The 26,831-nt window shown below is 70.1% G+C and carries 21 protein-coding genes, 1 tRNA gene, 1 other RNA gene and 2 pseudogenes; 18 read left to right on the forward strand and 7 right to left on the reverse strand.

All coding sequences use genetic code 11. The features are described from left to right. The 7 genes and pseudogenes from FRW57_RS03420 to FRW57_RS03450 form a co-directional block, all read left to right on the forward strand. A pseudogene (locus FRW57_RS03420) lies at positions 1-630 on the forward strand (ornithine cyclodeaminase family protein); the annotation flags it as partial. 170 nt (positions 631-800) lie between these two features. Continuing rightward, a complete protein-coding gene (locus FRW57_RS03425) occupies positions 801-2,810 on the forward strand; it encodes an oxidoreductase (RefSeq protein WP_152185302.1) in 2,010 nt (669 codons plus the stop codon). Continuing rightward, complete coding sequence (locus FRW57_RS03430; RefSeq protein WP_137120324.1) at positions 2,807-3,577, forward strand: amino acid ABC transporter ATP-binding protein; 771 nt, start codon at positions 2,807-2,809, stop codon at positions 3,575-3,577. Before FRW57_RS03425 ends, FRW57_RS03430 begins: the two co-directional genes overlap by 4 nt. Positions 3,578-3,580: 3 nt before the next feature. Beyond that, a complete protein-coding gene (locus FRW57_RS03435; RefSeq protein WP_137120325.1) occupies positions 3,581-4,219 on the forward strand; it encodes an amino acid ABC transporter permease in 639 nt (212 codons plus the stop codon). After that, positions 4,216-4,866: an amino acid ABC transporter permease gene (locus tag FRW57_RS03440; RefSeq protein WP_152185303.1), complete on the forward strand. Its 651-nt coding sequence runs from the start codon at positions 4,216-4,218 to the stop codon at positions 4,864-4,866. The genes FRW57_RS03435 and FRW57_RS03440 overlap by 4 nt, the downstream gene beginning before the upstream one ends. A 37-nt stretch (positions 4,867-4,903) precedes the next feature. Continuing rightward, positions 4,904-5,740 carry a substrate-binding periplasmic protein gene (locus FRW57_RS03445; RefSeq protein WP_137120327.1) on the forward strand — a complete coding sequence of 279 codons (837 nt, stop codon included), beginning with the start codon at positions 4,904-4,906 and terminating at the stop codon, positions 5,738-5,740. 66 nt (positions 5,741-5,806) lie between these two features. Continuing rightward, positions 5,807-6,562, forward strand: a complete 756-nt coding sequence (locus tag FRW57_RS03450; RefSeq protein WP_137120328.1) for an SDR family NAD(P)-dependent oxidoreductase — start codon at positions 5,807-5,809, stop codon at positions 6,560-6,562. Between the two features lie 16 nt (positions 6,563-6,578). On the opposite strand, the gene FRW57_RS03455 is transcribed toward FRW57_RS03450, so the two are convergent. Next, on the reverse strand, positions 6,579-7,514 hold the full coding sequence (locus FRW57_RS03455; RefSeq protein WP_152185304.1) for a LysR family transcriptional regulator: 936 nt from the start codon (positions 7,512-7,514) through the stop codon (positions 6,579-6,581). Between the two features lie 170 nt (positions 7,515-7,684). Here FRW57_RS03455 and FRW57_RS03460 point away from each other — a divergent pair, with 170 nt between their 5' ends. Both FRW57_RS03460 and FRW57_RS03465 read left to right on the forward strand, forming a co-directional pair. After that, on the forward strand, positions 7,685-9,934 hold the full coding sequence (locus tag FRW57_RS03460) for a thiamine pyrophosphate-dependent enzyme (protein ID WP_238999274.1): 2,250 nt from the start codon (positions 7,685-7,687) through the stop codon (positions 9,932-9,934). A 47-nt stretch (positions 9,935-9,981) separates the two neighbouring features. After that, positions 9,982-11,685, forward strand: coding sequence for a class I adenylate-forming enzyme family protein (locus FRW57_RS03465; RefSeq protein ID WP_162529246.1), 1,704 nt, complete (start codon positions 9,982-9,984; stop codon positions 11,683-11,685). Positions 11,686-11,711: 26 nt separating this feature from the next. Here FRW57_RS03465 and metE read toward each other — a convergent pair whose 3' ends face one another. Beyond that, positions 11,712-14,021, reverse strand: coding sequence for a 5-methyltetrahydropteroyltriglutamate--homocysteine S-methyltransferase (gene metE, locus FRW57_RS03470; RefSeq protein WP_420853230.1), 2,310 nt, complete (start codon positions 14,019-14,021; stop codon positions 11,712-11,714). Between the two features lie 159 nt (positions 14,022-14,180). Between metE and FRW57_RS03475 the strand changes: the two genes are divergently transcribed. The 4 genes from FRW57_RS03475 to FRW57_RS03490 all read left to right on the forward strand — a co-directional run bounded on the left by FRW57_RS03475 (position 14,181) and on the right by FRW57_RS03490 (position 18,418). Continuing rightward, positions 14,181-14,780 (forward strand): hypothetical protein, encoded by a 600-nt coding sequence (locus tag FRW57_RS03475; RefSeq protein WP_152185306.1) that lies wholly within the window; start codon positions 14,181-14,183, stop codon positions 14,778-14,780. 59 nt (positions 14,781-14,839) lie between these two features. Beyond that, positions 14,840-17,302: an aminopeptidase N gene (pepN, locus tag FRW57_RS03480; RefSeq protein WP_152185307.1), complete on the forward strand. Its 2,463-nt coding sequence runs from the start codon at positions 14,840-14,842 to the stop codon at positions 17,300-17,302. 136 nt (positions 17,303-17,438) lie between these two features. Further along, the gene (locus tag FRW57_RS03485) at positions 17,439-17,798 is read left to right on the forward strand and encodes an SPW repeat domain-containing protein (RefSeq protein ID WP_162529247.1); all 360 of its coding nucleotides are present in this window, start codon (positions 17,439-17,441) and stop codon (positions 17,796-17,798) included. Continuing rightward, positions 17,798-18,418, forward strand: a complete 621-nt coding sequence (locus tag FRW57_RS03490; protein ID WP_152185309.1) for a TetR/AcrR family transcriptional regulator — start codon at positions 17,798-17,800, stop codon at positions 18,416-18,418. The genes FRW57_RS03485 and FRW57_RS03490 overlap by 1 nt, the downstream gene beginning before the upstream one ends. 49 nt (positions 18,419-18,467) lie before the next feature. Here FRW57_RS03490 and FRW57_RS03495 read toward each other — a convergent pair whose 3' ends face one another. From FRW57_RS03495 to FRW57_RS03505, 3 genes are all read right to left on the reverse strand, one after another. After that, the gene (locus FRW57_RS03495) at positions 18,468-19,328 is read right to left on the reverse strand and encodes a LytR C-terminal domain-containing protein (RefSeq protein ID WP_152185310.1); all 861 of its coding nucleotides are present in this window, start codon (positions 19,326-19,328) and stop codon (positions 18,468-18,470) included. Between the two features lie 162 nt (positions 19,329-19,490). Further along, positions 19,491-20,036: a LytR C-terminal domain-containing protein gene (locus FRW57_RS03500; protein WP_152185311.1), complete on the reverse strand. Its 546-nt coding sequence runs from the start codon at positions 20,034-20,036 to the stop codon at positions 19,491-19,493. 34 nt (positions 20,037-20,070) lie between these two features. Beyond that, positions 20,071-20,367, reverse strand: a complete 297-nt coding sequence (locus FRW57_RS03505) for a type II toxin-antitoxin system VapB family antitoxin (protein WP_152185312.1) — start codon at positions 20,365-20,367, stop codon at positions 20,071-20,073. A gap of 18 nt (positions 20,368-20,385) precedes the next feature. On the opposite strand from FRW57_RS03505, the gene FRW57_RS03510 reads away from it, so the two are divergent. From FRW57_RS03510 to FRW57_RS03525, 4 genes are all read left to right on the forward strand, one after another. Next, entirely contained in the window at positions 20,386-21,969 is a 1,584-nt protein-coding gene (locus FRW57_RS03510) for a helicase HerA-like domain-containing protein (protein ID WP_152185313.1), read from the forward strand. 20 nt (positions 21,970-21,989) lie between these two features. Next, positions 21,990-22,889, forward strand: a complete 900-nt coding sequence (locus FRW57_RS03515; protein WP_152185314.1) for a MurR/RpiR family transcriptional regulator — start codon at positions 21,990-21,992, stop codon at positions 22,887-22,889. A 66-nt stretch (positions 22,890-22,955) separates the two neighbouring features. Further along, positions 22,956-23,897: an N-acetylmuramic acid 6-phosphate etherase gene (locus tag FRW57_RS03520; RefSeq protein WP_238999275.1), complete on the forward strand. Its 942-nt coding sequence runs from the start codon at positions 22,956-22,958 to the stop codon at positions 23,895-23,897. A 138-nt stretch (positions 23,898-24,035) separates the two neighbouring features. After that, the gene (locus FRW57_RS03525) at positions 24,036-25,709 is read left to right on the forward strand and encodes an APC family permease (protein ID WP_152185315.1); all 1,674 of its coding nucleotides are present in this window, start codon (positions 24,036-24,038) and stop codon (positions 25,707-25,709) included. 190 nt (positions 25,710-25,899) lie between these two features. On the opposite strand, the gene FRW57_RS03530 is transcribed toward FRW57_RS03525, so the two are convergent. Continuing rightward, positions 25,900-25,987 (reverse strand) — tRNA-Ser (locus tag FRW57_RS03530). A 90-nt stretch (positions 25,988-26,077) separates the two neighbouring features. On the opposite strand from FRW57_RS03530, the gene ffs reads away from it, so the two are divergent. Beyond that, positions 26,078-26,174: signal recognition particle sRNA small type (gene ffs, locus FRW57_RS03535), an RNA gene on the forward strand. 34 nt (positions 26,175-26,208) lie between these two features. On the opposite strand, the pseudogene FRW57_RS22950 reads toward ffs, so the two are convergent. After that, positions 26,209-26,831: pseudogene (locus tag FRW57_RS22950) on the reverse strand (hypothetical protein); the annotation flags it as partial.

Genomic DNA, 26,831 nt, shown 5'->3' on the forward strand with positions numbered 1-26,831 from the left:
GTGGCGGCAGAGGCGCTGGCCCGGCCCGAGTCCTCGGTCCTGGCGGTGCTCGGGTCCGGGGTGCAGGCCGAGGCGCACGTCGAGGCCCTGGCGCGCGTGCTGCCGCTCTCCGACGTCCGGGTGTGGGGCCGGACGGCAGCCAAGGCGGAGCAGCTCGTGGCACGGCTTGCAGAGCGGTTCGACTTCGACGTCTCGGTGGCCCGCGACCCTCAGGTGGCTGTCGCGGGGGCCGACGTCGTGGTCGCGGCCACCACCAGCGCGACGCCGGTGCTGGAGGTGGAGTGGCTCGCTCCCGGAGCGACCGTGATCAGTGTCGGCTCGTTCGCGGCGGACCGTTCGGAGGTGCCGGTCGAGCTGTTGCGGCGCGCTGCGGCCGTGGTCGTGGACGACGTCGAGACGTCGTTGGAGCACGCCGGCCCGGTGGTGGCCGCCGTGCATGAGAATGTCCTCGGCGCAGGCGATCTCGTCTCGCTGGGCTCGGTCGTCGCCGGGCTCTCATCCGGCCGGAGCGGACCGGAGGACATCGTCTTCTACAACAGCGTCGGCATCGGTGTGCAGGATGCTGCCGCAGCGTGGGCCGTCATCACCGCCGCTCGCGAACGCGGCCTGGGGCAGCAGATCAGCCTGTGAAGCGGCTCACGGCACGGGTTGTCTCACAGGCTGGGACGTGAGCCTCACAACCGCTTAGGGGGAGCACCAACAGGAGTGGCTCTGCCGCACCTTTCCACGCCATCACTCGTCGGGCAGTCTCAGGCACAACCCATGCCGACGTGTCGTGCTCTCACCCCCTGGAGGTACCCGTGGCCACACCCTGGCTGGTCGACCGCCCCCTGCAGGTCGGCCCCCAGACGCTGCGTGGACGGATCTACCTGCCGGCCCACCAACCCGGACTCGCCGAGGACGGTCGACCCGGTGAGCGCTACATCGCCTACCACCGGGCGAGGGCCCGTTCCGGCGTGGCGATGCAGGTCACCGGGGCCACCCCGATCCTGCCCTCGAGCGAGTGGAACGACATCTGCCTGTGGAACATCGACGAGTCGATCGTGCCCGGATACCAGCGGCTCGCCGAGGCGGTGCACGAGGAGGGCGGCCGGATTCTCGCCCAGCTGGCACACCCGGGCCCGACCGAGACGGAGGGCCCCGACGTCATCGGCGCGTCGTGGGACTTCTCAGAGGTGGCACGCCAAGTGGCGGTGCCCGCCACCAGCGCCCAGCTCACAGACATCATCGAGCTGTATGCCGCGGCTGCCGACCGCTGCCGCCGAGGGGAGCTCGATGGCGTCGAGATCAGCCTCGCCCACGGCCTGCTGCTGGCGTCCTTCCTCTCGCCCCTCACCAACCACCGCGACGACGAGTTCGGCGGCTCCTTCGAGCGGCGGCTCACCCTCACCACTCGCGTCCTCGACTCCGTGCGCGCGTCGTTGTCGCCCGAGATGATCCTCGGCATCCGTCTGGGCGCCGACGACCTGGTCGAGGGCGGCCTCCGCCCGGATGAGGCCGCGCGAGTGGCCCGAGCGCTGGAGGACCGGGTCGACTACATCAGCGTGATGGTCGGCAACAACAACAGGCTCGAGGCGCGCGTGCGGCACTGGCCGCCGACGCCAGCTCCCCACGGCCTGTTTCGCGATGTGGCCCGGGTGATCAAGGAAGCGGTGTCCGTGCCAGTGTGTGCGGTCGGTCGGGTGACGGACGTGGACCTGGCCAACGACATCCTGGTGGCCGGGGACGCCGACCTGGTGGGCATGGTGCGGGCGCAGATCGCTGATCCGGATCTGTTGGCCAAGACCCGCGCGGGCCGTGCGGAGGACGTGCGGCCGTGTGTCGGGGTGAACGTGTGCGTGAACGGTCTGCTCGAGGGGCGGCCGCTGTCCTGCTTCGTCAACCCCGATGTGGGCCATGAACAGGATGAGGCAATCGACCTGTCCGGTCGCTCCGCCGTCGTCGTCGGCGGCGGACCTGCCGGGTTGGAGGCGGCTCGCCGGATGGCCGAGGCCGGCTGCCGAGTCACCCTGGCCGAGGCCTCGGACCAGCTGGGTGGTCAGGTGGCAGCCTGGAGCTGCGCCCCCAGCCGGAGCGAAGTGGCCGACTACCTGCAGTGGCAGCGTCGGATGCTCGACCGACTCGGAGTCGAGGTCGTGCTCGGCACGGCGGTGGACGCCGCGTGGGTCGTCGAGCGGTCACCCGAACTGGTCGTCGTGGCGACCGGCGCACGGCCGAGCGACCTCGACATCCCCACCGATGGCTCGGTCGTCGTGGTGGATCCGCTGGAGGCCCTGGTGGCAGGCGTCAACGGCGAGGTCGTCGTCTTCGACGCGGTCGGCGAGCTCGACGGCGCGCTCATCGCGGAGCGGCTGGCGACGGTGGGTCAGCGGTCGGTGACCCTGGCGACGTCGCGGCTGCACATCGGTGAGGGCGATGGAATCAACACGCTCTTTCCCATGATCCGGCGCCTCGCCGAGGTCGGCGTGTCGGTGGTGGAGCGGGTGCGACCGAGCCGCGTCGAGGCCGGATGGGTTGTCCTGGAGGGGGTGTTCGGGGAGGCGGCGCCGACCCTCGCGGCCGACGCCTTGGTGACCTGGGCCGGTGGCGTCCCCGTCAACGACCTGGTCGCCGGCCTCGCGGACCACGGCCTCCGAGTCGAGGTGATCGGTGACGCCCTGCGGCCCCGTCGCGTGGTGGATGCCCTCAGCGAGGCGAAGGCCGCCGTCGACCGCTTCGGCACGACCGGCATGACCGGCACGACCTCCTGCGCGGACGGGACCGCCCCACTTCTTGCTGCTCACCCGAACACTGGAGCTGATGCCCGATGACCCTTCCCGCCACGAGACAGAGCGTTGCCATCGAGCTCGACTCGGTGGTCAAGCGCTACGGCGACCACACGGTGCTCGACAACGTGTCCCTCTCGGTCAGGGAGGGCGAGGTGGTTGCCATCATCGGTCCGAGCGGAGCCGGCAAGAGCACGCTGCTGCGATGCATCAACCTGCTGGAGCGGCCCGACAGCGGGCGGATCACCGTGGCGGGACACGCGGTGGACGCCGGTTCCGAGATCAGCAACAAGGAGCTGGTGGCGCACCGGCGCGTCGCCGGGATGGTCTTCCAGTCGTTCAACCTCTTCCCACACCTCGACGTGCTGAGGAACATCTCACTGGCCCAGGAGCGGGTTCTGGGCCGCAGCCGCAAGGACGCCGACAAACGGTCGAAGGAGCTGCTCGACCGGGTGGGGCTCGCCGACAAGGCGGCTCAGTACCCCAGCCGCTGCTCGGGCGGCCAGCAACAGCGCATCGCCATCGCTCGCGCGTTGGCCCTGGAACCCAAGGTGATGCTCTTCGACGAGCCGACGTCTGCCCTGGACCCGGAGCTGGGGCTGGAGGTCCTGGCGGTCATGCGGGAACTGGCCGACGAGGGCATGACCATGGTGGTGGTCACGCACGAGATGCAGTTCGCCCGGGACGTCTCGGACCACCTCGTGGTGATGGTGGACGGCGCCGTCCTGGAAGAAGGCCCACCGGAGGAGATCTTCAGCAAGCCCGGTCACGAGCGCACTCGCCGTTTCCTGCGCGCTGTCCTGGAGCGCTGAGCAATGGGCTACCTGCAGGCGATCATCACCGGCATACCGATGACGCTCCTGGTGACTGTCGCGGGGTTCACCCTCGGAGCCATCGGCGGGATACCGCTTGCCCTTGCCCGTCGGTCGCGCTTCGCGGTGCTGCGGATCGTCGCGCGGACCGTGATCGAGTTCCTGCGCGGCATACCGCCCATCGTGTGGATCTTCCTCATCTACTTCGGCATCGGCACGGGCGCCATCACGATCTCACCCTTGGGCGCTGCCATAGCCGCGTTCGGTGTCATCTCGTGCGCCTACATGGCCGAGATCTACCGGGGCGGGCTGTCCGCCATTCCCGCAGGGCAGTGGGAGGCGAGCGCGGCCCTGGGCATGGGGCACCGTGACCAGTTGTCCAAGGTCGTGGGCCCACAGGTCCTGCGTGTCTCCATCCCCGCGTCGGCGACGTACGCCATCGGGTTGCTCAAGGACTCGTCGATCGCCTACACCGTGGGAGTACAGGAGATCCTCTTCAACGCCGACATGCAGGCGAAACAGGCCTCCGACGCGATCGTGCCGTTCCTCTACGCGGCCCTGGTCTACGTGATCATCACCATCCCGTGTGCCTGGGCGGCCCGCTCCCTCGACAGCGGTCTGCGGCGGAAGGTGGCCCGATGAGTCTCAGCGACTGGGCGGAGAACTACCCCGCCCTCCTGTCCGGCCTCTGGGTCAGCATCCGGGTCACCGCCCTCGCCCTCGGGATCGGTATGCCGTTGGGTCTGCTGCTGGCTCTCAGCGCCAACAGCCCCAAGAAGGTGCTGCGCTACGTCACCATCGGCGTGGTCGAGATCGGGCGCGGGACGCCGGCGCTCGTCGTGCTGCAGATCGTCTACTTCGGGTTGCCCACGGTGGACGTGACCTTCTCGTCCTTCTTCTCCGCGGCCATCGCACTGGCCCTGACGACCGCTGCCTACACGAGCGAGATCCTCCGGGGCGGCCTGCAGGCGGTCCCGTCCGGTGAGGTGGAAGCGGCTTCGGCGCTCGGCATGGTCAACCGGGACACGTTGCGGTTCATCGTCATTCCTCAGGGCGTGCGCGTCGCGATCCCACCGCTCATGGGCTTCGCGGTCCTCATCTTCCAGGCGAGCTCATTGGCCTACACCATCGCGCTGCCCGAGCTGATGAGCCAGGCCTACAGCACCGGCTCCAGCACGTTCCGCTACATGAGCATCCTCGGCCTGGCCGGCCTGATGTACGCCGCCATCACCATCCCCGCCAGCTGGCTCACCGGACGGGCGGAGCGCCGGATGGCCCGCCACCTCTGATTTGATCCTCATCGTCATACCAATAAAGGAGATTCACATGCGAGTTCGCCCTATCACCACGGCCGTTGCGGTGCTCTTCACCGCGGCCACCGCAGCCGCCTGCGGGGGTGGGTCGTCAGCGGACGGACCCGCCGACAACTGCAAGCCGGCGCACGAGTTCACCACGATCAAGAAGGGGACCCTGACCGTCGCGGGCTACGACCTGCCGCCCTACTCCAAGCTCGAGGGCAAGAAGATCACCGGTGTCGACGGCGAGATCGTCGCGGCGATCGCCGCGAAGGAGTGCCTCACCGTCACGCCGAAGTGGATGGCCACGGCGGCAGTCATCCCGACGGTCCAGAGCGGCCGCGCCGACCTCGCTGTGGGCGACTGGTATCGCACCAAGGCGCGGACCGAGGTGGTGAGCCTCAGTGGTCCGATGTACGCCGACCAGATGGCGATCATCTCCAAGGACGGCATCAGTGACATCTCCCAGCTCAAGGGCAAGAAGGTCGGCACCGTCGACGGCTACCTCTGGGTGGAGGACCTCAAGTCCTACCTCGGCGGCTCGCTCAAGATCTACTCGACGACGCTCAACATGAACCAGGACCTCAAGGCCGGCCGGATCGACGTGGGGGTGGACAGCTTTGGCTCCGGCAAGCTCAACAACCCCAACCTCAAGGTCGAGGTCGCGAAGTCGCACCCCGACGTGGCGGCATCGCAGGAGCCGGCGCAGTCGTCGCTGCCCGTGCCGAAGGACAACGCCGCGCTGCTCAAGGCGGTCAACGAGGACATCAAGGAACTGCACGAGAACGGCGACATCGCGAAGTTCCTCGAGAACAACAACCTGCCCAAGAGCGCGGCCGAAACGGGCGATCCCCGGCTGATCGGCTGATGGGTCGGCGAGTGGTGCCACCGCACGCGAGCGACCTGTGGTGGCACCACCGCCGGGCGTCACGACATGCGTGAGCCGAAACCGGTGTATGCCGTCCTCGGCGCGTCCGGCGGCATGGGGGCCGCGACAACCCGCGCCCTGGTCGGCGAGGGGATGCGCGTGCTGGCCGTGGCCCGGTCGCGGAAGGGGCTCGAGGCGCTGTCCGAGTCAGTGAGCGACCCTTCGCTCGTCGTCGGGCGCGTGCTCGACCTGGCCGTCGTGGAGGAGGCCTCTGCCGTGGTGGACGCGGCGCTGGAGGCCTTCGGGCGACTTGACGGCCTGGTCAACACCGCCGCGGTCTACGTCCCGTCTCCGGCCACCGACATCACGGCCGAGCAGTGGGATGCCGTCATGGGACCGAACCTGCGTGGCGCCCTGCTGGTCGGCTCGGCCGTGGCTCGCCACCTCGCCGCTCAGGGCCGGGGACGGATCGTGCAGGTGTCGTCGATCACGGCGCAGGTGAGTCGCGGTGACTACACGCTCTACGAGGCCTCGAAGGCTGGTCTGGCCGCAGCGACCCGTTCCATGGCAGTCGAGCTGGCGTCGCGCGGTGTGACCGTGAATGCCGTGGCGCCCGGCTGGGTCAGGACCCCGATGTCCGAGGAGCTGCTGGCCGGAGTCTCGCCCGAGGCGGTCGCTGGTCTGATCCCGATCGGTCGGGTGGGAGAGCCGGAGGAGATCGCCGCGGTCATCGCCTGGCTCGCGACGCGCAGCCCGACCTTCCTGACCGGTCAGACCATCGTCGTGGACGGCGGACAGACGGCATTCACAGCGCATCTGTGACTGGGGGCTCTGCCGCTCAGCCCGTTCCGGGAGCCGAGACACCGGGCAGGAGGTCGACGAGGTGGTCGGCTGCGTGCTCCAGAGCGTCCAGGGCACCCGTCACGGCAGGGTTGTGCCGGGGCGACCGGTGCAGGGCGGTGACGTGTCGGCGGACGGTCACGTCGGCGAGGTGGGTGACATCCACGCCGCGGCTGGAGATGTGGCTCAGGGCCGGGACCAGCGCGATGCCCAGGCCGGTCCGCACGAACCCACGGATGACGTCGTAGTCGTTGCTGCGGACCGCCACGGTCGGGTCGAAGTCGTGCTCCGAGCACAGGCGCAGCAGGCAGGTGGCTCCCGCCGTGCCCACCCGAGTGGACACCCAGCGTTCCTCGCGCAGGTCCTCGAGGAGCACGGGCCGGTCCGTGGCCCGTGCATGTCGTTCGGGGAGTAACAGGACGAGGTCCTCGTCGAGCAACGGCGTGGCTTGCAGCGTGCGCGGCCACCGCCGTGGCACCAGGTCGTAGTGGTAGACGAGGGCCAGGTCCATCTCGCCGTCGCGCAGCCGCTCGACCAGGTCGTCGGTCTCGCCCTCGTCCAGCAGGATCTCAACACCGGGTCGCTCGACGAGCAGGTGGGCCAGGGCTTCGGGCAGCAGGTGTTCGCTCGCGGTCGGGAAGCTGCCGATCCGGATCCTGCCCGTCGTGCCATCGGCCACGCCCTTGATGTCGTCCTCGAGGGTCCGAAGGCTGGCCAGGCTGTCGCGTGCGCGAGCCGCCAGGAACTCGGCTGCCGGCGTCGGCTGGATGCTGTGGGCGGACCGCTCGAACAACGGCATCTTGACGGCCCGCTCCAACGCGGCGATCTGTTGCGAGACGGCCGAGCCGGTGTAGCCCAGCTGCCGGGCCGCATCGGCGAACGACCCGGTCCCGACGACGGCCACCAGAGTGGTCAGGTGGACGGGGTTGAGCATGAGCAATGCTAACGCTGGGCCAGCAGGCCAAGCATCGTTGGGTCTGCTTCCCGACAGGTCTGGCGCTCTCGCACTGGCCTTGTCGACGCACGAGCGACATGGTGCTGTCATGGGCGTATCCGCACGATCAGGCAGGTTTGGGCCGTTCCGGGGGACGAGGAGCGGGCACCGTGAGTGACCTCGTGCCGGGCGACGTCGACGGCCACTTCCTGCACCGTGTGCGGCGGATGACGCCGAGCCCGCCCGATCCTGCTCGCGGTGGGCACGCGCCGCTCACGGATGACCGGCTGCTACGCCTCTTCGACGCGCAGATCGGCAGCCGGCACCTCGACCTCGCGGCGCGATGGATGCAGTCGCAGGGACGCGGCTTCTACACGATCGGGTCGTCCGGACACGAGGGCAACGCGGCGGTGGCGGAGGCGCTGCGCCCGACCGACCCGGCGCTGCTGCACTACCGGTCCGGTGGCTTCTACCTGGCTCGGGCGGCCCAGGTCGCCGGGCACGACGGGTTGCGAGACGTGCTGCTCGGCGTGGCCGCTGCCGCGGACGAGCCGATGAGCGGCGGACGGCACAAGGTCTTCGGCCACCCGGATCTCGCCGTGCTGCCGCAGACCTCCACCATCGCGTCCCACCTGCCCCGTGCCCTCGGGGTGGCCTTCGCGATCGAACGCGCCAAGAAGCTCGGTGTGCCCACGGCATGGCCCCGGGACGCGGTCACCGTGTGCAGTTTCGGCGACGCGTCGGCCAACCACTCGACCGCCGTCGGCGCGCTCAACGCGGCCATGCAGTGCAGCTTCCAGGGGCTGCCGCTGCCCCTGCTGTTCGTCTGTGAGGACAACGGGATCGGCATCAGTGTCAGGACTCCCGACGGGTGGATCGCCGCCAACTACGCGCACCGTCCCGGGCTGCGGTACTTCACCGCGGACGGCTACGACCTTGACGAGACGTTCGCCGTGGCGACCGAGGCTGCCCGTTGGGTGCGCAGCCACCGGGCTCCCGCGTTCCTCCACCTGCGGACCGTCCGGCTGATGGGCCACGCCGGCTCCGACGTCGAGCTGGCCTACCGCAGCAAGCAGGAGATCAACGACGAGCTCGACCACGACCCGTTGCTCGGGACCGCCCAGCTGCTGGTCACCCGGCGGATCCTCACCGCGGAGGACGTCGTCAGCGCCTACGAGCGCAAACGGGGGGAGGTCAGGGCAATCGCCCAGGACGCCCTGGGCCGGCCGAAGCTCACCTCGCGGCAGCAGGTGGTCGCCCCGCTCGCGGTCGACCGGGCAGACGCCGTCCGCGTCCGAGCGTCCCGGTCGGCGAGCCCGGAGGCGCGCTCCCACTTCTTCGGCTCCCGCCTGCCCGAGGACGAAGGAGCCCTCACCCTGGCCCAGTCCATCAACCGGTCACTGGGTGACGTCCTGGCGGCGTATGACGGGGCGATGGTCTTCGGCGAAGACGTCGGTCGCAAGGGCGGGGTCTACGGCGTCACCCGCGGGCTGTCCGCCAAGGCCGGTCCGGCCCGCGTCTTCGACACGTTGCTCGACGAGCAGTCGATCCTCGGCCTCGGGCTCGGCGCCGGCGTCTCCGGGCTGTTGCCGATCCCGGAGATCCAGTACCTCGCCTACCTGCACAATGCCGAGGACCAGCTGCGGGGGGAGGCCGCGAGCCTGCCGTTCTTCGCCAACCGGCAGTACCTCAACCCGATGGTGGTCCGGATCGCCTCCTACGCCTACCAGAAGGGCTTCGGCGGGCACTTCCACAACGACAGCTCGGTCGCGGTGCTGCGTGACATCCCCGGCCTGGTCATCGCCTCGCCCGCCCGCCCCGACGACGCGGCCGCGATGCTGCGCACCTGCGTGGCGGCAGCCCAGGTGGACGGCCGGGTCTGCGCCTTCCTCGAGCCGATCGCGCTCTACCACACGCGTGACCTGCACGAAGAGGGCGACGAGGCCTGGCTGTCCGGTTACGCGGCGCCCGAGGAGTGGGAGCACGCGCACGTGCCGCTCGGCCGTGGCCGCACCCACGGTGACGGGTCCGACCTGACCATCGTCACCTTCGGCAACGGCCTGCTGATGACCCTGCGCGTCGCCTACCGCCTCGCCCGTGCGGGGGTGCGCTGCCGGGTGCTGGACCTCCGCTGGCTCGCACCGCTGCCGGTCGATGACATCGTGCGCGAGGCGAACGCGACCGGGCGGGTGCTGGTGGTCGACGAAACCCGCCAGACCGGAGGGGTTTCCGAGGCCGTGCTCAGCTCCCTGGTGCGTCGGGGCTTCGGTGGTGCGGTGTCCTGCGTCGCCGGGGCAGACAGCTACGTGCCACTGGGAGACGCGGCCAACCTGGTCCTGGTCTCCGAGGAGGAGATCGAGCAGGCCGCTCTCGAGCTCGTCAAGGTCCGCCCACACCACCCGGAGATGGTGCAGGTCTGAGCCTCCAGTCCGGGGCGGGACTTCCGATCCCGGGGTATCGTCGGACCGTGGCTGGGATCACGCCCGCTGAGGTCGCCCGTCGCCGGGAGGCGCTGGAGCGTCGGGTCGGCGCGTGGACGCCGCGGTCGCTCGCCGCAGCCTTCGACGAGGTGGCGCGGCAGTTCCCCGACCGCCCCTACGTCATCACTGCAGCTCACGCCCTGAGTTATGCCCAGGTGCAACGACATTCGGTTGACCTGGCGGGAGGTCTGATGGACCTCGGCGTCGAGCTCGGTGACCGGGTCGCCCTGCTGGTCGACAACCGCCCCGAGTATGCCGCGGTCAAGCTCGCCATCGCGCGTGCCGGAGCGGTGGCCGTGCCGCTCAACTACTCCTACACCGGCGACGAGGTGTCGGCGCGGCTGCGTCAGGCCCGGGCCAAGGTCCTGGTCACCGTGGACGCGACCAGGGCGACGAACTTCCTCGCGGTGTTGGACCGGATCCTTCCCGGCTGGGAGAAAGGCGCCCAGAGTCGGCAGCTGCCGGGCCTCGAGCAGGTCGTGACCGTCGAGCCGGTCCGTGACGGGGCACTCGACCTGGACGGGCTGGCCATGCGGTCGGTGGGAGACGACGCGGTGGCCGCCCGCTGTGCCCTCGTCGACCCTGACGCGGTGTGCGACATCGTGTTCACCTCGGGCACGACCGGCCACGTCCTCGGTGCCGAGCTCACGCACGACATGGTGCTGCGCAGCGCCTACGGCTCGGCGTATCACCGCGCCTTCGACGACGGCTGGCGGATCAGCTTCGCCCTGCCGCTCTACCACGTATTCGGTTACATCGAGGGCCTGCTCGCAGCGATGTATGCCGGCGGGGCTGTCGTCCCGCAGCAGGTCTTCAACCCCAAGACCGTGCTGGAGTCCATCGAGGAGCACCGCGTCAACGAGGTGCTCTTCGTCCCCACCATGACCATCGCCGTCGTCGACCTGGCGGCCTCGGGCGACTACGACCTGAGCAGCCTGCAGTCGGTCTTCTCGGCGGCTGCTCCGGCACCGACCTGGTTGTGGGAGAGGGTGATTCGCGATCTGCGCCCAACCATGATCTACACCGGATACGGCCAGACCGAGGTCTCCGCGGCCACCGCGCTGACCCACCCCGGCGACGGCATCGAGACCGTCGCCTCCGTGGTCGGCGCGCCCAAGCTCGGTGGGGTCGCCGCCGAGGGCGTGGGCCTCGACGGCAAGCTCGCGCAGTACCGCACGGTCGACCCGTTCACCCGGCAACCCCTCCCCGCGGGTGAACCGGGTGAGTTCAGCGTGCGCGGACCGCAGGTGACCCGCCGCTACTTCGACGACCCCGAGCGCACCGCCGAGCTGATCGACGAGGACGGATGGTTGCGCACCGGCGACCTCGGCCGGGTCAGCGCCGAGGGCTACCTCGAGCTCACCGGGCGCAGCAGCGAGCTGTTCAAGGTGGGGGGTGAGCTCGTGGCTCCGGTCGAGGTGGAAGTGGTCCTCACGTCATACGACGGGGTCAGCCAGGCCCACGTGGTCGGGGTGCCCGACGACCGCTACGGCGAGGTCACCTGGGCCTACGTCGTGCCGGGAGAAGGGGCCACGCTCGACCCCGGCGAGCTGGTGGCGCACTGCCGGGCTCACCTCGCGCCCTTCAAGGTGCCCCGCGGGGTGACCTTCCTGACCGCCGAGCAGCTCCCCACCACGACCACCGGCAAGGTGCAGAAGTTCCGTCTGCGGGAGCGCTCCGACCGCACCTGAGCCGGAAGTAGCCGGAAGCGACCCGGTCAAACGGACGGGAGGCTCTTTCGGAGAGCGGTGGCGGCCACGACGAGGTTGTTCAGCGCCGCCTCGGCCTCCTCGTAGCCTCGGGTCTTGAGGCCGCAGTCCGGGTTGACCCACAGACGCGAGACCGGCACCGATCCGGAGGCTCGGGTCAGCAGGGCCTTGATCTCCTCGACGTCCGGCACCCGCGGCGAGTGGATGTCATAGACACCGGGGCCGACACCGCGGTTCATGCCCCCGCGGGTCAGGGCGGGCAGCACCTCCATCCGCGAGCGTGCCGCCTCGAGGCTGGTCACGTCGGCGTCCAACGCGTCGATGGCGCCCACCACCTCACCGAACTCGGAGTAGCACAGGTGGGTGTGCACCTGGGTGCTGTCGGCCAGCGCGCCGGTCGCCACCCGGAAGGCGTCCACCGCCCAGGAGAGGTATGCCGGCTGCTCACCTGCCCGGAGGGGGAGCAGCTCGCGCAGCGCCGGCTCGTCGACCTGGATGATCGCGATGCCCGCATCCTCGAGGTCGACCGTCTCGTCGCGCACGGCGAGCGCGACCTGCAGCGCGGTCTCGGCGAGCGGCTGGTCGTCGCGCACGAAGCTCCACGCGAGGATCGTCACCGGACCCGTGAGCATGCCTTTGACGGGGCGGTCGGTCAGCGATTGGGCGTAGGAGGCCCACGGCACGGTCATCGGTGCGGGGCGGCGCACGTCGCCGTAGAGGATCGGGGGCCGCACGCACCGGGAGCCGTAGGACTGCACCCAGCCGTGCGCCGAGGTGGCGAAGCCGTCGAGCAGCTCGGCGAAGTACTGCACCATGTCGTTGCGCTCCGGCTCGCCGTGGACCAGCACGTCCAGGCCGAGCGACTCCTGCAGCGCGATGACCCGCTCGATCTCTGCCTTCATGACGGCGGTGTAGGCCTCGGTGTCGATTCGCCCGGCGCGGTGATCGGCTCGCGCAGAACGGATCTCGCGGGTCTGCGGGAACGACCCGATGGTGGTCGTGGGCAGCACCGGCAGTCCGAGACGCTCGGCCTGCGCGGCTGCGCGATCGCTGAACTCGCCTCTGCTGCGGTCGCTCTCGGTGAGGCCGGCCACGCGGGCGCGCACCGAGGGGATCGCGGTCAGGGGTGACTCGGCACGCGAGGTGAGCGCGGCCCCTGCTGCCTGCACCTCGGCCGCCACCGCGGCCTCGCCCTCGTCCAGTCCGCGCTGCAGGGCGACCACCGCGAGCACCTTCTCGTGGGAGAACGCCAGCCACGAGCGCAGCTCCGGGTCGAGCGCGTCCTCGTGCTCGAGCGAGTAGGGCACGTGCAGCAGCGACGCCGAGGTGCTGGTCGCGACCGTGCCGGCGACGGTACGCAGGCGCTCGAGCGTGTCGAGGGCGACGCGCAGGTCGGTGCGCCAGATGTTGCGGCCGTCGACGACGCCGGCGACCAGGGTCTTGTGCCGCAGCGCGGGCACGGCGGCGAGTTGGTCCACCGTGGTGCCGGAGCACAGGTCGACGCCGATCGCCTCCACCGCGGTGTCGGCCAGCACGGGCAGCGCCTCGCCCAGGTGCCCGAAGTAGGAGGCGACGAACAGGGATGGACGGTCGCTCAGGTCGCCGATCGTCCGGTATGCCGCGCCGGTTGCCTCGAGCTCGGCCGTCGTGCGGTCCTGCACCAGCGCGGGCTCGTCGAGCTGGACCCAGGTGGTCCCTGCGCCGCGCAGCTGGGCCAGCAGGTCGGCATACAGGGGAAGCAGGTCACCCAGCCGATCCAGCGGCGAGAACCCACCCGGTGCTTCGGCGTCCGCCTTGGCGAGCAACAGGAAGCTCACCGGGCCGAGGAGCACGGGCCGGGTGGCGATGCCGAGCTGCGCCGCCTCCGCCAGCTCGGACAGGATCCGCGTGGCGTCGAGCCGGAACGCGGTGTCCGGGCCGATCTCGGGCACCAGGTAGTGGTAGTTGGTGTCGAACCACTTGGTCATCTCGAGGGGCGCGACCTGCGCAGTGCCGCGGGCCATGGCGAAGTAGCCGTCGAGCGGGTCCTGCTCGTGGACGGCCCGGTGTCGCTCCGGGACGGCGCCGAGCAGCACCGCGGTGTCGAGGACGTGGTCGTAGAACGAGAACGTGCCCGACGGGATGCTGTCGAGGCCCGCGTCGCGCAGTTCCTCCCAGGTGCGCCGCCGCTCGGTGCGGCCGGCCTCCTCGAGGGCGGCCCGGTCGATCGTGCCGGACCAGTAGCGCTCGAGGGCGAACTTGATCTCGCGCGCTGGACCGATGCGCGGATAGCCCAGCACGGTGGAACCCATGGCAGGCGTTGACGTGGTGTCGTTCACCGGTGGTGCCTCCTGGCCTCGAGGTCGGCGTCTCTCAGCGTAGTGGGGGCTTTTTCCGCGTTGCGTGGCGGTGCTGGCGGAGTGATCATCGAAGGGTGGGCCGTGTTGGGAGACGCTCTCACGGTCCCTCGGGACATCGAGGTGGTCCAGATGACAACGATGACTCATTCGACACACCCCCGCGGCGGGGCCGGCCGGCTCCACGTCGCACGCAGCCGAGGGATGATCAGCGGGATCCTGCTGGTCCTGCTCGGCATCTGGGGAGGGCTCGTGCCCTTCGTCGGCCCGCTCTTCGGTTACGCCTACACACCGGACGTCGCGTGGCACTACACGAACGGCCGACTGTTCCTGGAGGTCCTGCCGGCCGCCGCCACGATCGTGGGCGGGCTCCTCCTGCTCGCCAGCGCGAACCGTGCGATCACCCTGTTCGGGGGCTGGCTGGCCGCGGTGGCAGGCGCCTGGTTCGCCGTCGGACCGACTCTCAGCCGGCTGTTCAACGACGGGGTCCCGGCCGCCGGCGCCCCGGCCAGCACGTCGGCGAACCAGGCTGCGCTCGAGGAGTTCGGGTTCTTCGTCGGGCTCGGCGTGGTCGTCGTCTTCCTGGCCTCGGTCGGCCTCGGGCGGCACAGCGTGGTCAGCATCAAGGACGTCGACCCGAACCGGCGCGGGCGGGAGGTCTCCACCGCGCGTCGCGACGACGACGTGGCGCCAACGACCCGTCGCGACGATCCCGCGGCAGGTGACGACACCACTGGGTAAGGTCTGCTCGGCGCTCGGGAGATCCGCGGGTGTCGACCGGTCCGAGAGGAGACCCCCTGGTGGAGTCGTTGCCCGAGCTGCCCAGCCTGACGCACACCGAGGCGCGTGAGCGGGCGTCGCTCCTTGCCGTCGAGCGATACGACATCGCCGTCGACCTGACCGACCTCGTCACGGGTGCCGACTTCAAGGCGGTGACCAGGGTGCGGTTCTCCTGCCGCAGACCTGGGTCCTCCACGTTCGTCGACGCCGCGCTGGACGTGCTGTCGGCCACGCTCAACGGCACGCCCGTCCCCGCCGACGCGGTGGGCGGTGCCCGGATCCGGCTCGACGAGCTGGCGGCCGACAACGAGCTGGTCGTCGAGACGGTGCAGTCCTCCACGTCCCAGGGGGAGTACGTCCGCCGGTCAGTCGACCCCTCCGACCAGGAGGTCTACGTGTGGACCTCCTTCGAGCCGGACGACGCCCGCCGCGCCTGGGCCTGCTTCGACCAACCGGATCTCAAGGCTCCGCACGCCTTCACGGTCACCGCGCCGGCGAAGTGGCGGGTGGTGTCCAACAGCGGTGGCCCGGTCGTGGAGGACGTGGACGGAGCGCGCCGCTGGACTTTTCCGGACACGCCGCCTCTGTCCACCTACCTGCCCGTCATCACTGCCGGGCCGTTCCACGAGGTCCGTTCGGAGCGCGCGGGCTACGACCTCGGCCTGCTGACGCGCAAGTCGCTCGCGACGTTCCTGGACCGCGACGCGGACGAGCTGTTCGAGGTGACCGCGCAAGGACTGGCGTTCTTCGGTGAGCGGTTCGGCCTGCCCTTCCCGCAGCGCACGTACGACCAGGTCTTCGTGCCCGACATGGGCGGCGCGATGGAGAACTACGGCTGCGTGATCTGGACCGATGCCGTCATGTACCGCAACGCACCCACGCACGCCGAACGCGAGGCTCGCGCGCTCGTGCTCCTGCACGAGATGGCGCACATGTGGTTCGGCGACATGGTCACCATGCGCTGGTGGGAGGACCTGTGGCTCAACGAGGCGTTCGCCGAGTGGGCCTGCCACTGGGCGGCCGAGGCAGCCACCCGGTTCACCGACGCCTGGGCCGGGTTCCTGGCGAGCAACGAGCTGGCAGGCTACGCCGCCGACCTCGCGCCCACGACGCACCCGATCCGCCAGGCCGTCGATGACGTCGCGGCCGCGGCGGCGGGCTTCGACATGATCACCTACCCCAAGGGTGCGGCAGTGCTCAAGCAGCTGCACGCCTTCCTCGGTGAGGACGCCTTCGTGGAGGGCCTGCGCGGCTACTTCCGCAAATACGCCTGGGGCAACACCACGCTCGAGGACCTGATGGCCGAGTTCTCCGAGGCCAGCGGCCGTGACCTCGATGCGTGGGTCCACGGCTGGCTCGACACGGCCGGCACCGACCGGCTGGTCCTCGAGCAGTCCGGCGAGGGGACCGTCCTGCGCGCCAGCGGGCCCGAGGGCACCGCACCGCGACCTCACCGCATCGGACTGGGCCGCTATGCGTGGCAGGGCGACTCGCTCGTGCGTCAGCGCCTGGTCACGGTGGAGACGACGGGGGAGTCCACGCCGGTGCCGGATGCGGCCGACGCCGATCTGGTGCTGGTCAACGACGAAGACCTCACCTTCGCCTCCGTGCAGCCCGACGACGCCTCCGTGCAGGCGATGGTCGACTCCGCCGCGGCCCTGCCCACGGCGATCTCGCGGGCGGTCGCGGCCACGACCGCGTGGGACTTGCTGGTGCGGGGCGAGCTCCCGACGGCCGACGTCGTGCGGTGCCTCACAGGGATTCTCCGGACGGAGGACGTCGACAGCGTCATCGAGCCCTACCTGCACCTCGCACGAGACGCCGCCAGCGAGTGGTCGCCCGACGCGCAGCGAGACGAGCTGATGTCACACGTGTCCGACACGTGCCTCGTGCTGGTGGAGAACCCGACCGCTCGCCACGCGGCTGTCCGGACGCTGACCGCCTGCGCGGTGACCGACGAACACCTGGACCGGGTCCGGGAGCTTGCCGGCGACGACATCGACCTGCGCTGGCGCATCCAGCTGCGTCTGGCCGAACAGGGGCGGGCCGACGAGTCCGAGGTCGCGGCGCTCCGGCGGGCTGACCCCGACCCCGACTCATGGGTGCGGGAGCTCGCCGTGAACGCCGCACGGCCCGAACGGGCCGGCAAGGAGGAGGCGTGGACCGCCATCGTGGACGAGCACCGGGTGCCGATGGGCTCGATGCACCTGATCCGCCGGGCGTTCTGGCAACGAAGCCAGACAGACCTGTTGGCTCCGTATGCCGAGCGCTACCTCACGTTGCTGCCGACCCTGCACCTCGCGGGGATGATTCCGTCGTTGTCGGTCTCGCAGACGCTGTTTCCCCGGGCGGGGGTCGACGCGGCCTTCGCCGACCGCGCCGATGACGCGGCACAGTCCCCGGGAGTGAGCCCGATCGTCGCGCGGTCGGTGCGGAACGGCACGGACCAGCTGCGCAGGGTGCTGCGCGCCCGCGGCGCCTGACCCGGCTGGCGCCCAACCGGCATACGCTCGCCAAGGCGGCACAGTGTTGACCGGGCGGTCAATCAAGGCAGATACTGAAGGTGTCGGCCCGCCCATGGGAACGACGGGCCATCGACACGAGAGGTGGCGCGTGACAATGCGTCGCGGAATTCACCCACAAGACGGCTTGGCCCTGCTCGTCGGGATCTACGCCTTCCTGTCACCCATCTGGACACCGACCGTGGGCAAGGCCACGGCCACGATGATCGTGCTCGGCATCATCACCGCCCTCGCGGCCCTGACCGAGATCGTCAAGCCCGACCTGATGGCGACCGAAGGACTGCTCGTCGTCCTCGGCGTGTTGTTCTTCATCGCACCCTGGGTCCTGACCTTCCGGGCTGAGGTCATGCCGATGGCCTGGACGGCCTGGGTCGTCGGAGTTGTCACCTTCCTGATCGGAGCCTCGGACCTGCAGGTCACGCGCCGGGTGCACCACAAGGCGGTCGCCACGCACTGATGCGACGCGACCAGGCCGCCCGCCGTCCTCCCGCCGCCAGACGGGGGGACTCGGCGACCCGTGCCCGCATCCTCGACGCGGCCGAGCGGCTCTTCGCCCGTGACGGTTTCGACGCCACACCGACCGCCCGGGTCGCGACCGAGGCGTCCGTGGCCAAGGGTCTGCTCTTCTACTACTTCCCCCGCAAGCAGGATCTGCTCCTGGCGCTGCTGGCCGAACGGCTGCCACCACACCCGCTGTGTGACCTCGCGGGGATAGCCGTGCGGGGTGACGTGCGCGGGAGCCTCGTCCGGCTCGCCGACCGGCTCAACCTCGGCGGGCACGAGTCGACCGTGCTGCGCACGATCCTCTTCCGCGAGGCCAGCACCCATGCCGAGGTCGGTGGCCACCTACGAACCCTGCACCAGGGCCTGATCGAACTCACCGAGAAGGCGCTGGACGCCTCCAGCCCCCGCCGGCTGGACCGCACGCGACGCCGGCAGGCCGCTGACACCTTCGTGGCCCTGCTGCTGCACGACGCCAACAGCCGACGGTTCGGTGGTGCGCGACCCGACCTCGGTGGCGCCGCGGAGCAGATCGCCCGGGCGCTGATCGCCCGCGCGCGCCCTGCCACGGGCTGACTGCTCAGCACGGGTTGACCGCTCGGGCTGCCGTGGCCCGTGCCACGGTTCAGGGAGTGCAGCCGGCCCGAGACTCCCGCGTGGGGGTGGGGGTGGGCTTCGGCGGCACCGTGGCCTGCGCCTTGGGCACGAAGCTGTCGAACTTGGTGCCGAGCACCAGGTCCACGGAGCTGTTCTTGCGGTTGTCCTCGACCAGCTTCAGGCCCTTGATCTGCAGCGCCACCCGCTCCGCGGCCGGCTTGCCGAACTCGCCGAACCGGAGCACCCCGACCGTGGTGATGAACGACTTCTGCGGGTCGTTGCCGACCTCGCCGATGCGGAAGCCGCGCTTCTTGAGGGCCGCGGCCGTGTCGCCGGCGAGCCCGGGCTTCCACGTCGTGTTGTAGACGTTGAGCGTGAAGCTGCCGGGTCTGGCCGGGGGGAGCGGGTTCAGGTGCTGGAACTTGGGACCGAGGGCCAGGTCCACCGACGGGTCGGCCCGGTTGTCCTCGACCAGCTTCACCCCGTCCACCTGGGCCGCGATCGTGTTGGCCACGGTGGCGCCGTTCGGTCCGTAGCGCACCTCACCAACGCCCTGGACGGAGCGCGGCACGGGGTCGTTCTTGACCGAGATCACGTGGAAGCCCCGGTGCTCGAGCAGCCGTGCCGTCTCGTCGGCCAGCCCTGCCCGGTCGCTGGCGTTGAAGACGTTGACGTAGACGAGCCCGGCCTTGACCGTGGGTGGCGGCGTGGGCGTGACCGGCGTGCAGGCGGGCTGGACGACCGGCTTCTTCTCGCTGCCCCACACCCGGTTGTAGGCGCCGTAGAAGCCACCCCCCAACAGCGCCGCCACGAGGACCAGGGTCAGGCCATGCCGAATCCGCCCGCGGCGAGGCACTGGCCCCTCCTCGAACTCGCCTGCTTCAGCCACGATCCACCTGCCCCTGTACCAGCGGTCTGTCCACGCACCATCATCTCTCCCACGAAGTCATTTCGCGTGAGCGACAGGCAACGAAGTGGTATCGGCCCGGTCACAGAACGTGCGCGCCGCCGGGTCGCGGCGCTCGTTGCTGCTCGGCCCCGCCGCGCCGGCTCAGCAGCCCGGGTTCGTGGCCGCATCGTTGCTCGGCTCCGTCGCCTTGGGAGCGGGGCCGAGCTTGGTGAACTTCTGGCCGAGCACCAGGTCCACCGAGCTGTCGGTGCGGGCGTCGAGGACCAGTTTGGCGCCCTTGAGCTGCCGCGCCAGCACCTTCGCCTGCTTCACCCCGGCCTTGCCGTGGCGGATGACGGCCGGGCCCCGGACGTCCTGGTGCAGCGGGTCGTTGCTCACGACGTCGACGTCGAAGTCGCGGTCGCGCAGGTCACGCGCCGTGTCACCGGCCAGGCCGGACCGCTTCGTGGAGTTGTAGACGTTGACCCGGATGTTCTCGGGAGCGAGCGGGTCCTTCACGGGGGAGAGGGGAGCGGTGGTGCACTGCGGGGTGGCGGAGGCCTCGCTGCCGATCCAGCGCTGGTAGTAGGCCACGGCATACCCGAAGGCACCGAGCAGCAGCAGGACGCAGAGGGTCAGGACCACCGCGGAGCGACGGCGCCTCCGGCGGCGCGCGGCGCCCGCGGCCGACTCCTTGACGTAGCTCATCCCCGGGTTCCCCTCATCGGTCGTCGGTCCAGCACTAGTCAAGCACCAACAGGCGCGCGTGCAGGACAGGTCGCTGCTGCAGCGCGGCGCGTAGTGCCCGGTGCAGCCCGTCCTCGAGGTAGAGCGTGCCCTGCCAGCCCACCACGTGGGCGAAGATGTCGCCGAAGAAGGTCGAGTCGGTCGTGAGCAGCGTCTCGAGGTCGAGCGTGCTCTTGGTGGTCACGAGCTCGTCCAGCCGGATCATCCGCGGGGCCAGGTGGGCCCAGTCACGCGGGCTGTCCAAGCCGTGGTCGGGATAGGGGCGTCGGTCGCCCACGGCCTTGAAGATCACGCGCGCAGTGTAGGCAGGATGCCGGTGAGCGGCGCGACTAGAGTGCCCTGCGTGAGCGAATCGAACACTGACGAGGGCCCCCTGTCCGCGATCCGGACCGGATACACCTTCGAGGGTCCGGCCCTCGACTTCGGTGCGGCGGTGGTGGACGGCACGTCCCATCCCGACGTGCCCGTGCGGGTCCCGCTCGCCGTCCTCAACCGGCACGGTCTGGTGGCCGGCGCGACGGGCACGGGCAAGACCAAGACCCTGCAGGTCATGGCCGAGCAGCTCTCCGGGCAAGGGGTCCCGGTGTTCCTGGCCGACATCAAGGGTGACCTGTCCGGTATGGCGTCCGCCGCAGAGAGCAACGACAAGATCACCTCCCGCGCGACTGACGTCGGGCAGGAGTGGAAGGGCACGGCATACCGCGTCGAGTTCCTCTCGCTCGGTGGGCTGGGGCACGGCACACCGATCCGCGCGACGGTGACCTCGTTCGGGCCGACCCTGCTGTCCAAGGTGCTCGGACTCAACTCGACCCAGGAGTCGAGCCTGGGCCTCGTCTTCCACTTCGCCGACAAGTTCGGGCTGCCGCTGCTGGACCTGAAGGACCTGCGCGCGGTCATCCAGTACCTCACCTCCGACGAGGGCAAGGACGAGCTCAAGGCGCTCGGAGGTCTGTCGTCCTCCACCGCCGGTGTGATCCTGCGCGAGCTGATCGCCTTCTCCGACAAGGGCGCCGACGTGTTCTTCGGCGAGCCGGAGTTCGACACCGCCGACCTGATGCGTTCGGCGGAGGACGGCCGCGGGGTCGTGACCTGCCTCGAGCTGCCCGAAGTGCAGGACCGGCCGGCTCTCTTCTCGACGTTCCTGATGTGGATGCTCGCCGACCTCTACCACGACCTGCCCGAGGTCGGCGACGTCGACAAGCCCAAGCTGGTCTTCTTCTTCGACGAGGCGCACCTGCTCTTCGACGACGCGTCCGACGCCTTTCTCGACGCGATCGAGCAGACCGTCCGGCTGATCCGGTCCAAGGGGGTCGGCGTCTTCTTCGTCACCCAGACGCCCAAGGACGTCCCGTCCGGGGTGCTCGCCCAGCTGGGCAACCGCGTCCAGCACGCGCTGCGCGCCTTCACCCCGGAGGACGCGAAGGCGCTCAAGGCCACCGTCTCGACCTTCCCGCACAGCGCCTACGACCTGGATGAGCTGCTGACCCAGCTGGGCACGGGCGAGGCGGTCATCACCGTGTTGTCCGAGCGCGGGGCGCCGACACCCGTTGCCTGGACGAGGATGCGCGCGCCGGAATCGCTGATGGCGCCCTCCCCGGACCAGGTGGTGCGGGCGGCCATCGACGAGTCGCCGCTGAAGGAGAAGTATGCCGAGGCGCTGGATCGCGAGTCGGCCTACGAGAAGCTGCAGGCCAGGCTCGAGAAGGCGCCGGAGGACGACGGTGCCTCCGCGCCGGCGACCACCCCGGCGGCGACCGGCAAGAAGCCCGAGCCCTCCACGGTCGAGAAGGTGATCCACTCCAGTGCCTTCCGGTCGGTCCTGCGCTCGGCGGGCACCGTCATCGGGCGAGAGATCACGCGCAGTCTGTTCGGTACCGCACGTCGGAGGCGTTGAAGGGCGCTACCGTGCCTGCCATGAGCGGCGACGATGGCGTGAGGGTGAACGGTGGCCAGCCGTCCCTCCTGGTGCAGATCCGGGCGCTGCGGCCCACCCTCTCCAGCGCCGAGGGCAGGGTGGCCGACAAGGTCCTGGCCGACCCGCGGGCCGCGGCCGGCCTCACGATCAGCCAGCTCGCCGAGGCCGCGGACACCTCGGAGACGACCGTCCTGCGGTTCTGCAAGCGGCTCGGCCTGCCCGGCTACCCCCGTCTCCGGCTCGGACTGGCCGAGGAGTCGGCCCAACCGCGCAGCCTGCCCACCGCCGTCAGCGACATCAACGCCGAGGACAGCGTCGACGACGTCATCCGCAAGATCGCGTTCAACGACGCCAGCGCGGTCGAGGAGACGGCCCTGCAGCTCGACCGCGAGGCGCTCACCGCGGCCGCCCAGGCGATCGCCGTCTGCGGGAGGGTAGACATCTACGGAGTCGGGGCCAGCGCCGTGGTCGGCCTCGACCTGCAGCAGAAGCTGCACCGCATCGGGTGCCTGGCCTTCGCGTGGAACGACCCGCACATCGCGCTGACCAGTGCCGCGCTGTTGACCGAGCGGGACGTCGCGATCGGTGTGTCGCACAGTGGCGCGACCCGTGAGACCAACGAGTCCCTCGCGCTGGCCAAGGAGCGTGGGGCCACGACGGTGGCAATCACCAACTTCCCCCTGTCTCCGCTGGCACAGGCGGCGGACCTGCTGCTGACCACGGCCGCGCGCGAGACCCCGCTGCGGTCGGGCGCCACGGCGAGCCGGATCGCCGCACTGACCGTCGTCGACTGCCTCTACGTGTCGGTCGCCCGGACCGACCTCAGCTCGGCGACGCGGGCGGTGCGGACCACCAGGGACGCGGTCGCCTCACACCAGGTGGACGAGGGTGGGTCCTGATGCGAGTCGACTCGTGAATGGTTGACTTCGTTGACCGGATCAACGTGGGAAACTAACATCGGCCCGGTGACTCCTGACCCAGCCTCCGAGGTCTCGGTCAGTGCGCCGACCGAGGAGCGCCACCCGGACACGCGCCGGATCGACTCGATGTCCACCCTGGAGCTCCTCACGGTGCTCAACCGCGAGGACGCCACGGTGGCCGCGGCGGTCGGCGCCGTCCTGCCGGTGCTCGCGGAGGCCGTGGAGGAGACAGTGGCCCGGATCCGGGCCGGGGGCTCGGTCCACTACTTCGGCGCGGGCACGTCGGGTCGGCTGGCCGTCATCGACGCGGCCGAGCTCCGACCGACCTTCAACGCACCGGAGGGGCTCTTCGTCGCCCACCACGCCGGCGGCGCCGAGGCGCTCGTGGAGGCCGTCGAGAACGTCGAGGACGACGAGGGATCGGGGGCCAGGGAAGCCGCCCTGGTCATGGCGGCAGACGTCGCCGTCGGGCTCACCGCCTCCGGTCGGACGCCCTACGTGCGGGGGGCATTGCAGACGGCTCGTGCCAACGGCGCGCTCACCCTGCTGCTGACCGCCAACCCGCAGGCGCAACTCGCGCACCTCGCGGACTACCTGCTCGCCGCCGACACCGGTCCGGAGGTCATCACCGGCTCCACCCGGCTCAAGGCCGGCACCGCACAGAAGCTCCTGCTCAACAGCTACTCGACAGCCGTGATGGTCCGCCTCGGCAGGACCTGGTCCAACCTCATGGTCGACGTGGTCGCGACCAACGCCAAGCTGCGTGGTCGTGTGCTGCGGATCCTGCGCGAGGCCAGCGGAGTGGACGAGGCGTCGGCGCGCGAGGCGCTCCAGGCGGCCGACGGGGAGCTCAAGCCGGCGCTGCTCTCGCTCCTGGCCGAGATCACCGCCGCCGAGGCCCGGGTGCTGCTCGAGGAGCACCGCGGTTCGGTCGCGGAGGCGATGAAGGGCCACGACGCCACGACGGGGGAGCCGGCGGGCTGCTGAGCCCTCCCCTGCGGTGACCGCTGAGGTGCGAACCCGGAAAGACACGCGGGGACGAGGTGCGAAATCGCGTGTGCGCACGGGCGTACGTTGAGCAACGCTCATTTGTGCTGCATCACGTAAAAGAGTGAAGGAGACGCCATGGCGACACAGACAGAACCACGGGGCGAGGCTGACTCCGGCGGGCACGATCTCCGAAGACACATCGGACGCGTGGGACTGCTCTTCGCCAGCGTCGGTTCGATCATCGGGTCGGGGTGGCTGTTCGGCGCCCTGAACGCCTCGCAGACCGCCGGGCCGGCCGCGATCTTCTCGTGGGCCATCGGCGCCATCATGATCCTGTTCATCGGTCTCTGCTACGCCGAGCTGGGCACGATGTTCCCGCTGTCCGGCGGAGTCGTGCGCTTCCCGCACATGTCCTACGGCTCGTTCGCGAGCTACACCACCGGTTGGATCACCTGGGTCGCGTGCATGAGCGTGGCGCCGATCGAGGTCGAGGGTGCGCTCCAGTACGCCACGAAGTACGCACCGTTCACCGAGGCGCACGAGCTCTCGGGCGGCACCGCACACACGCTGACGCCCCTCGGCCTGGTCGTCGCGGTGATCGCGATGGCGGTCTTCGTGGTCATCAACTACGTCGGCATCCGGTGGTTCGCCCGGGTCAACAACGTATTGGTGTGGTGGAAGCTGTTCATCATCATCCTGGTGATCCTTGCCTTCATGTTCACCGAGTTCAACACCGACAACTTCACCTCGCAGGGCTTCATGCCGGCCGGCTGGCACGGTGTCTTCACCGCCATCGCCACCTCCGGAGTCGTGTTCTCCTACCTGGGGTTCCGGCAGGGCATCGAGCTCGCGGGTGAGACCGACAACCCACGCAAGAACGTGCCGCTCGCGGTCATCGGGTCGGTCGTCATCACGGGCATCATCTACGTCCTGCTGCAGGTCGCGTTCATCGGCAGCCTCAACCCGAGCGACCTGGCGGACGGCTGGTCCAAGCTGAGCTTCGCCGACGACTTCGGTCCGCTCGCGGCGATGGCGACCATCCTCGGCCTCGGGTGGCTGGCCGTGCTGCTCTACATCGACGCGATCATCTCCCCGGCCGACACGGGTCTCATCTACATCACCGTCACCTCCCGGATCTCCTACGCGATGGGACGCAACGGCAACGCTCCCCGATCGCTGGCGAAGACGACCAACCGCGGTGTCCCGCTGGTCAGCATGCTGGTCAGCTTCGTGGTGGGTCTGATCCTCTTCCTGCCGTTCCCGAGCTGGCAGCAGCTGGTCGGGTTCATCACCTCGGCGACGGTGCTGTCGTTCGGCTCCGGCCCACTCGTGCTCGCGGCCATGAGGCGGCAGATCCCCGACCAGGAGCGTCCGTTCCGCCTGCCCGGCGGGCACGTCATCCCGTTCCTCGGCTTCCTGTCGTCCAACCTGATCGTCTACTGGACGGGTTGGGAGACCAACTACAAGCTGTTCCTCGCCGTGATCCTCGGCTTCGTGCTGCTCGGCGTGATGATGCTGGTCAACCGGGCCCGCGGACAGGAGGAGCCCGACTGGAACTGGACCGCCGGTGCCGCGTGGTACCTCCCCTGGCTCGGTGGTCTGGCGCTGTGGTCCTGGATGAGCGACTACGGCGGCAAGGGATGGCTGCACTTCGCGGACGCGATCCCGGTGCTCGTGGTCTTCTCCGCGGTCATCTACTACATCGCCTACCGGGTGCGGCTCACTCCCGCGGAGGTCGAGGAGCACATCGCCGAGTCCCGGCGCGAGGCCGAGATCGAGGAGGAGGAGCTCGGCGCCATGCCGGCCTGACGACAAGTCCGACCGCAGAGGGACCCCCACACGGCGCGTGTGGGGGTCCCTCGGTGCGTCTGGCGGAGGATAGGGGAGCCGTCGTCGCTCCGCTCCTCCTCCCGAATCCGGGGATCCAGCCAGACGCAAGGAGGACCCCACGAAAAGCATGAGGACCCCACGAAAAGCATGTGGGGTCCTTCATTGCGTCTGGCGGAGGATAGGGGATTCGAACCCCTGAGAGCTTTCACTCAACACGCTTTCCAAGCGTGCGCACTAGGCCACTATGCGAATCCTCCGCGGGCGAGGTTACCCGAGGGTGCGGGCCAGTACCCAATCGGTGGGCAGGCACGGTTTTCGTCTCCGGCCGAGCCTGCTCTAGAGTGTGAGCCGGCCCCCCGCGTGGTGGTACCTCTCCGAACTCCCCCAGGGCAGGAATGCAGCAAGGGCAGGTGAGCTCTTCCAGGTGCGCGGGGGGTCCTCTCCTGCCGGGAGAGCACCGGCAGCCCGGGCGGCAGGGTCAGCCGCGATGCGCCTCGGTGAGGGAGCGCACCCGGCTGCGGCCGAAGGACACCAGCGCGAACGCGAACGCCAGCACCAGCGCGAACGAGCCGCCGCCGACGCTGGACCGGTGCGTAATGGCGGTCGCCGCGGTCACGGCGATCGCCACGGCCAGTAGCGGGTAGAGCAGCCAGAGGATGAGCACCGGCACGCCGGCCTGCCGGTGCAGTGTGGCGGACGGAGCCCGACCCCGGAAGGCCGCGAGGAGGTGGCCTCCCGCCAACACCCCTGCTACCAGCAAGGCCCAGACCACCGCGGCGACCTGCACGCCCGCGCCGACGACGAGGGCGACGCCGACGACCACGGTCGTGGCGGCATACATCGTCACGGGGACGACGAGGTGGGCCAGCGCCTCGCGCTGCGGGTCGATGCCCAGCAGCGGCACCGTGCCGACGTTGTCCGCCTGCATCCGCAGCCCCTCCGCGAAGACGCCGAAGCCGAGGTAGGCGACGACCGAGCTCAGCAACGCGAGCAGACTGGGTGCTCCCGGGTGGTCCACGGTCGCGGCCAGGGCGGCGACGCCGACCGCGCAGGCCAGGACGCCGGGCACGATCGCGCGGGGTGCGCGCCGGAGGCCCAGCA

Source organism: Segeticoccus rhizosphaerae, from assembly GCF_009192725.1.
GTDB lineage: Bacteria > Actinomycetota > Actinomycetes > Actinomycetales > Dermatophilaceae > Segeticoccus > Segeticoccus rhizosphaerae.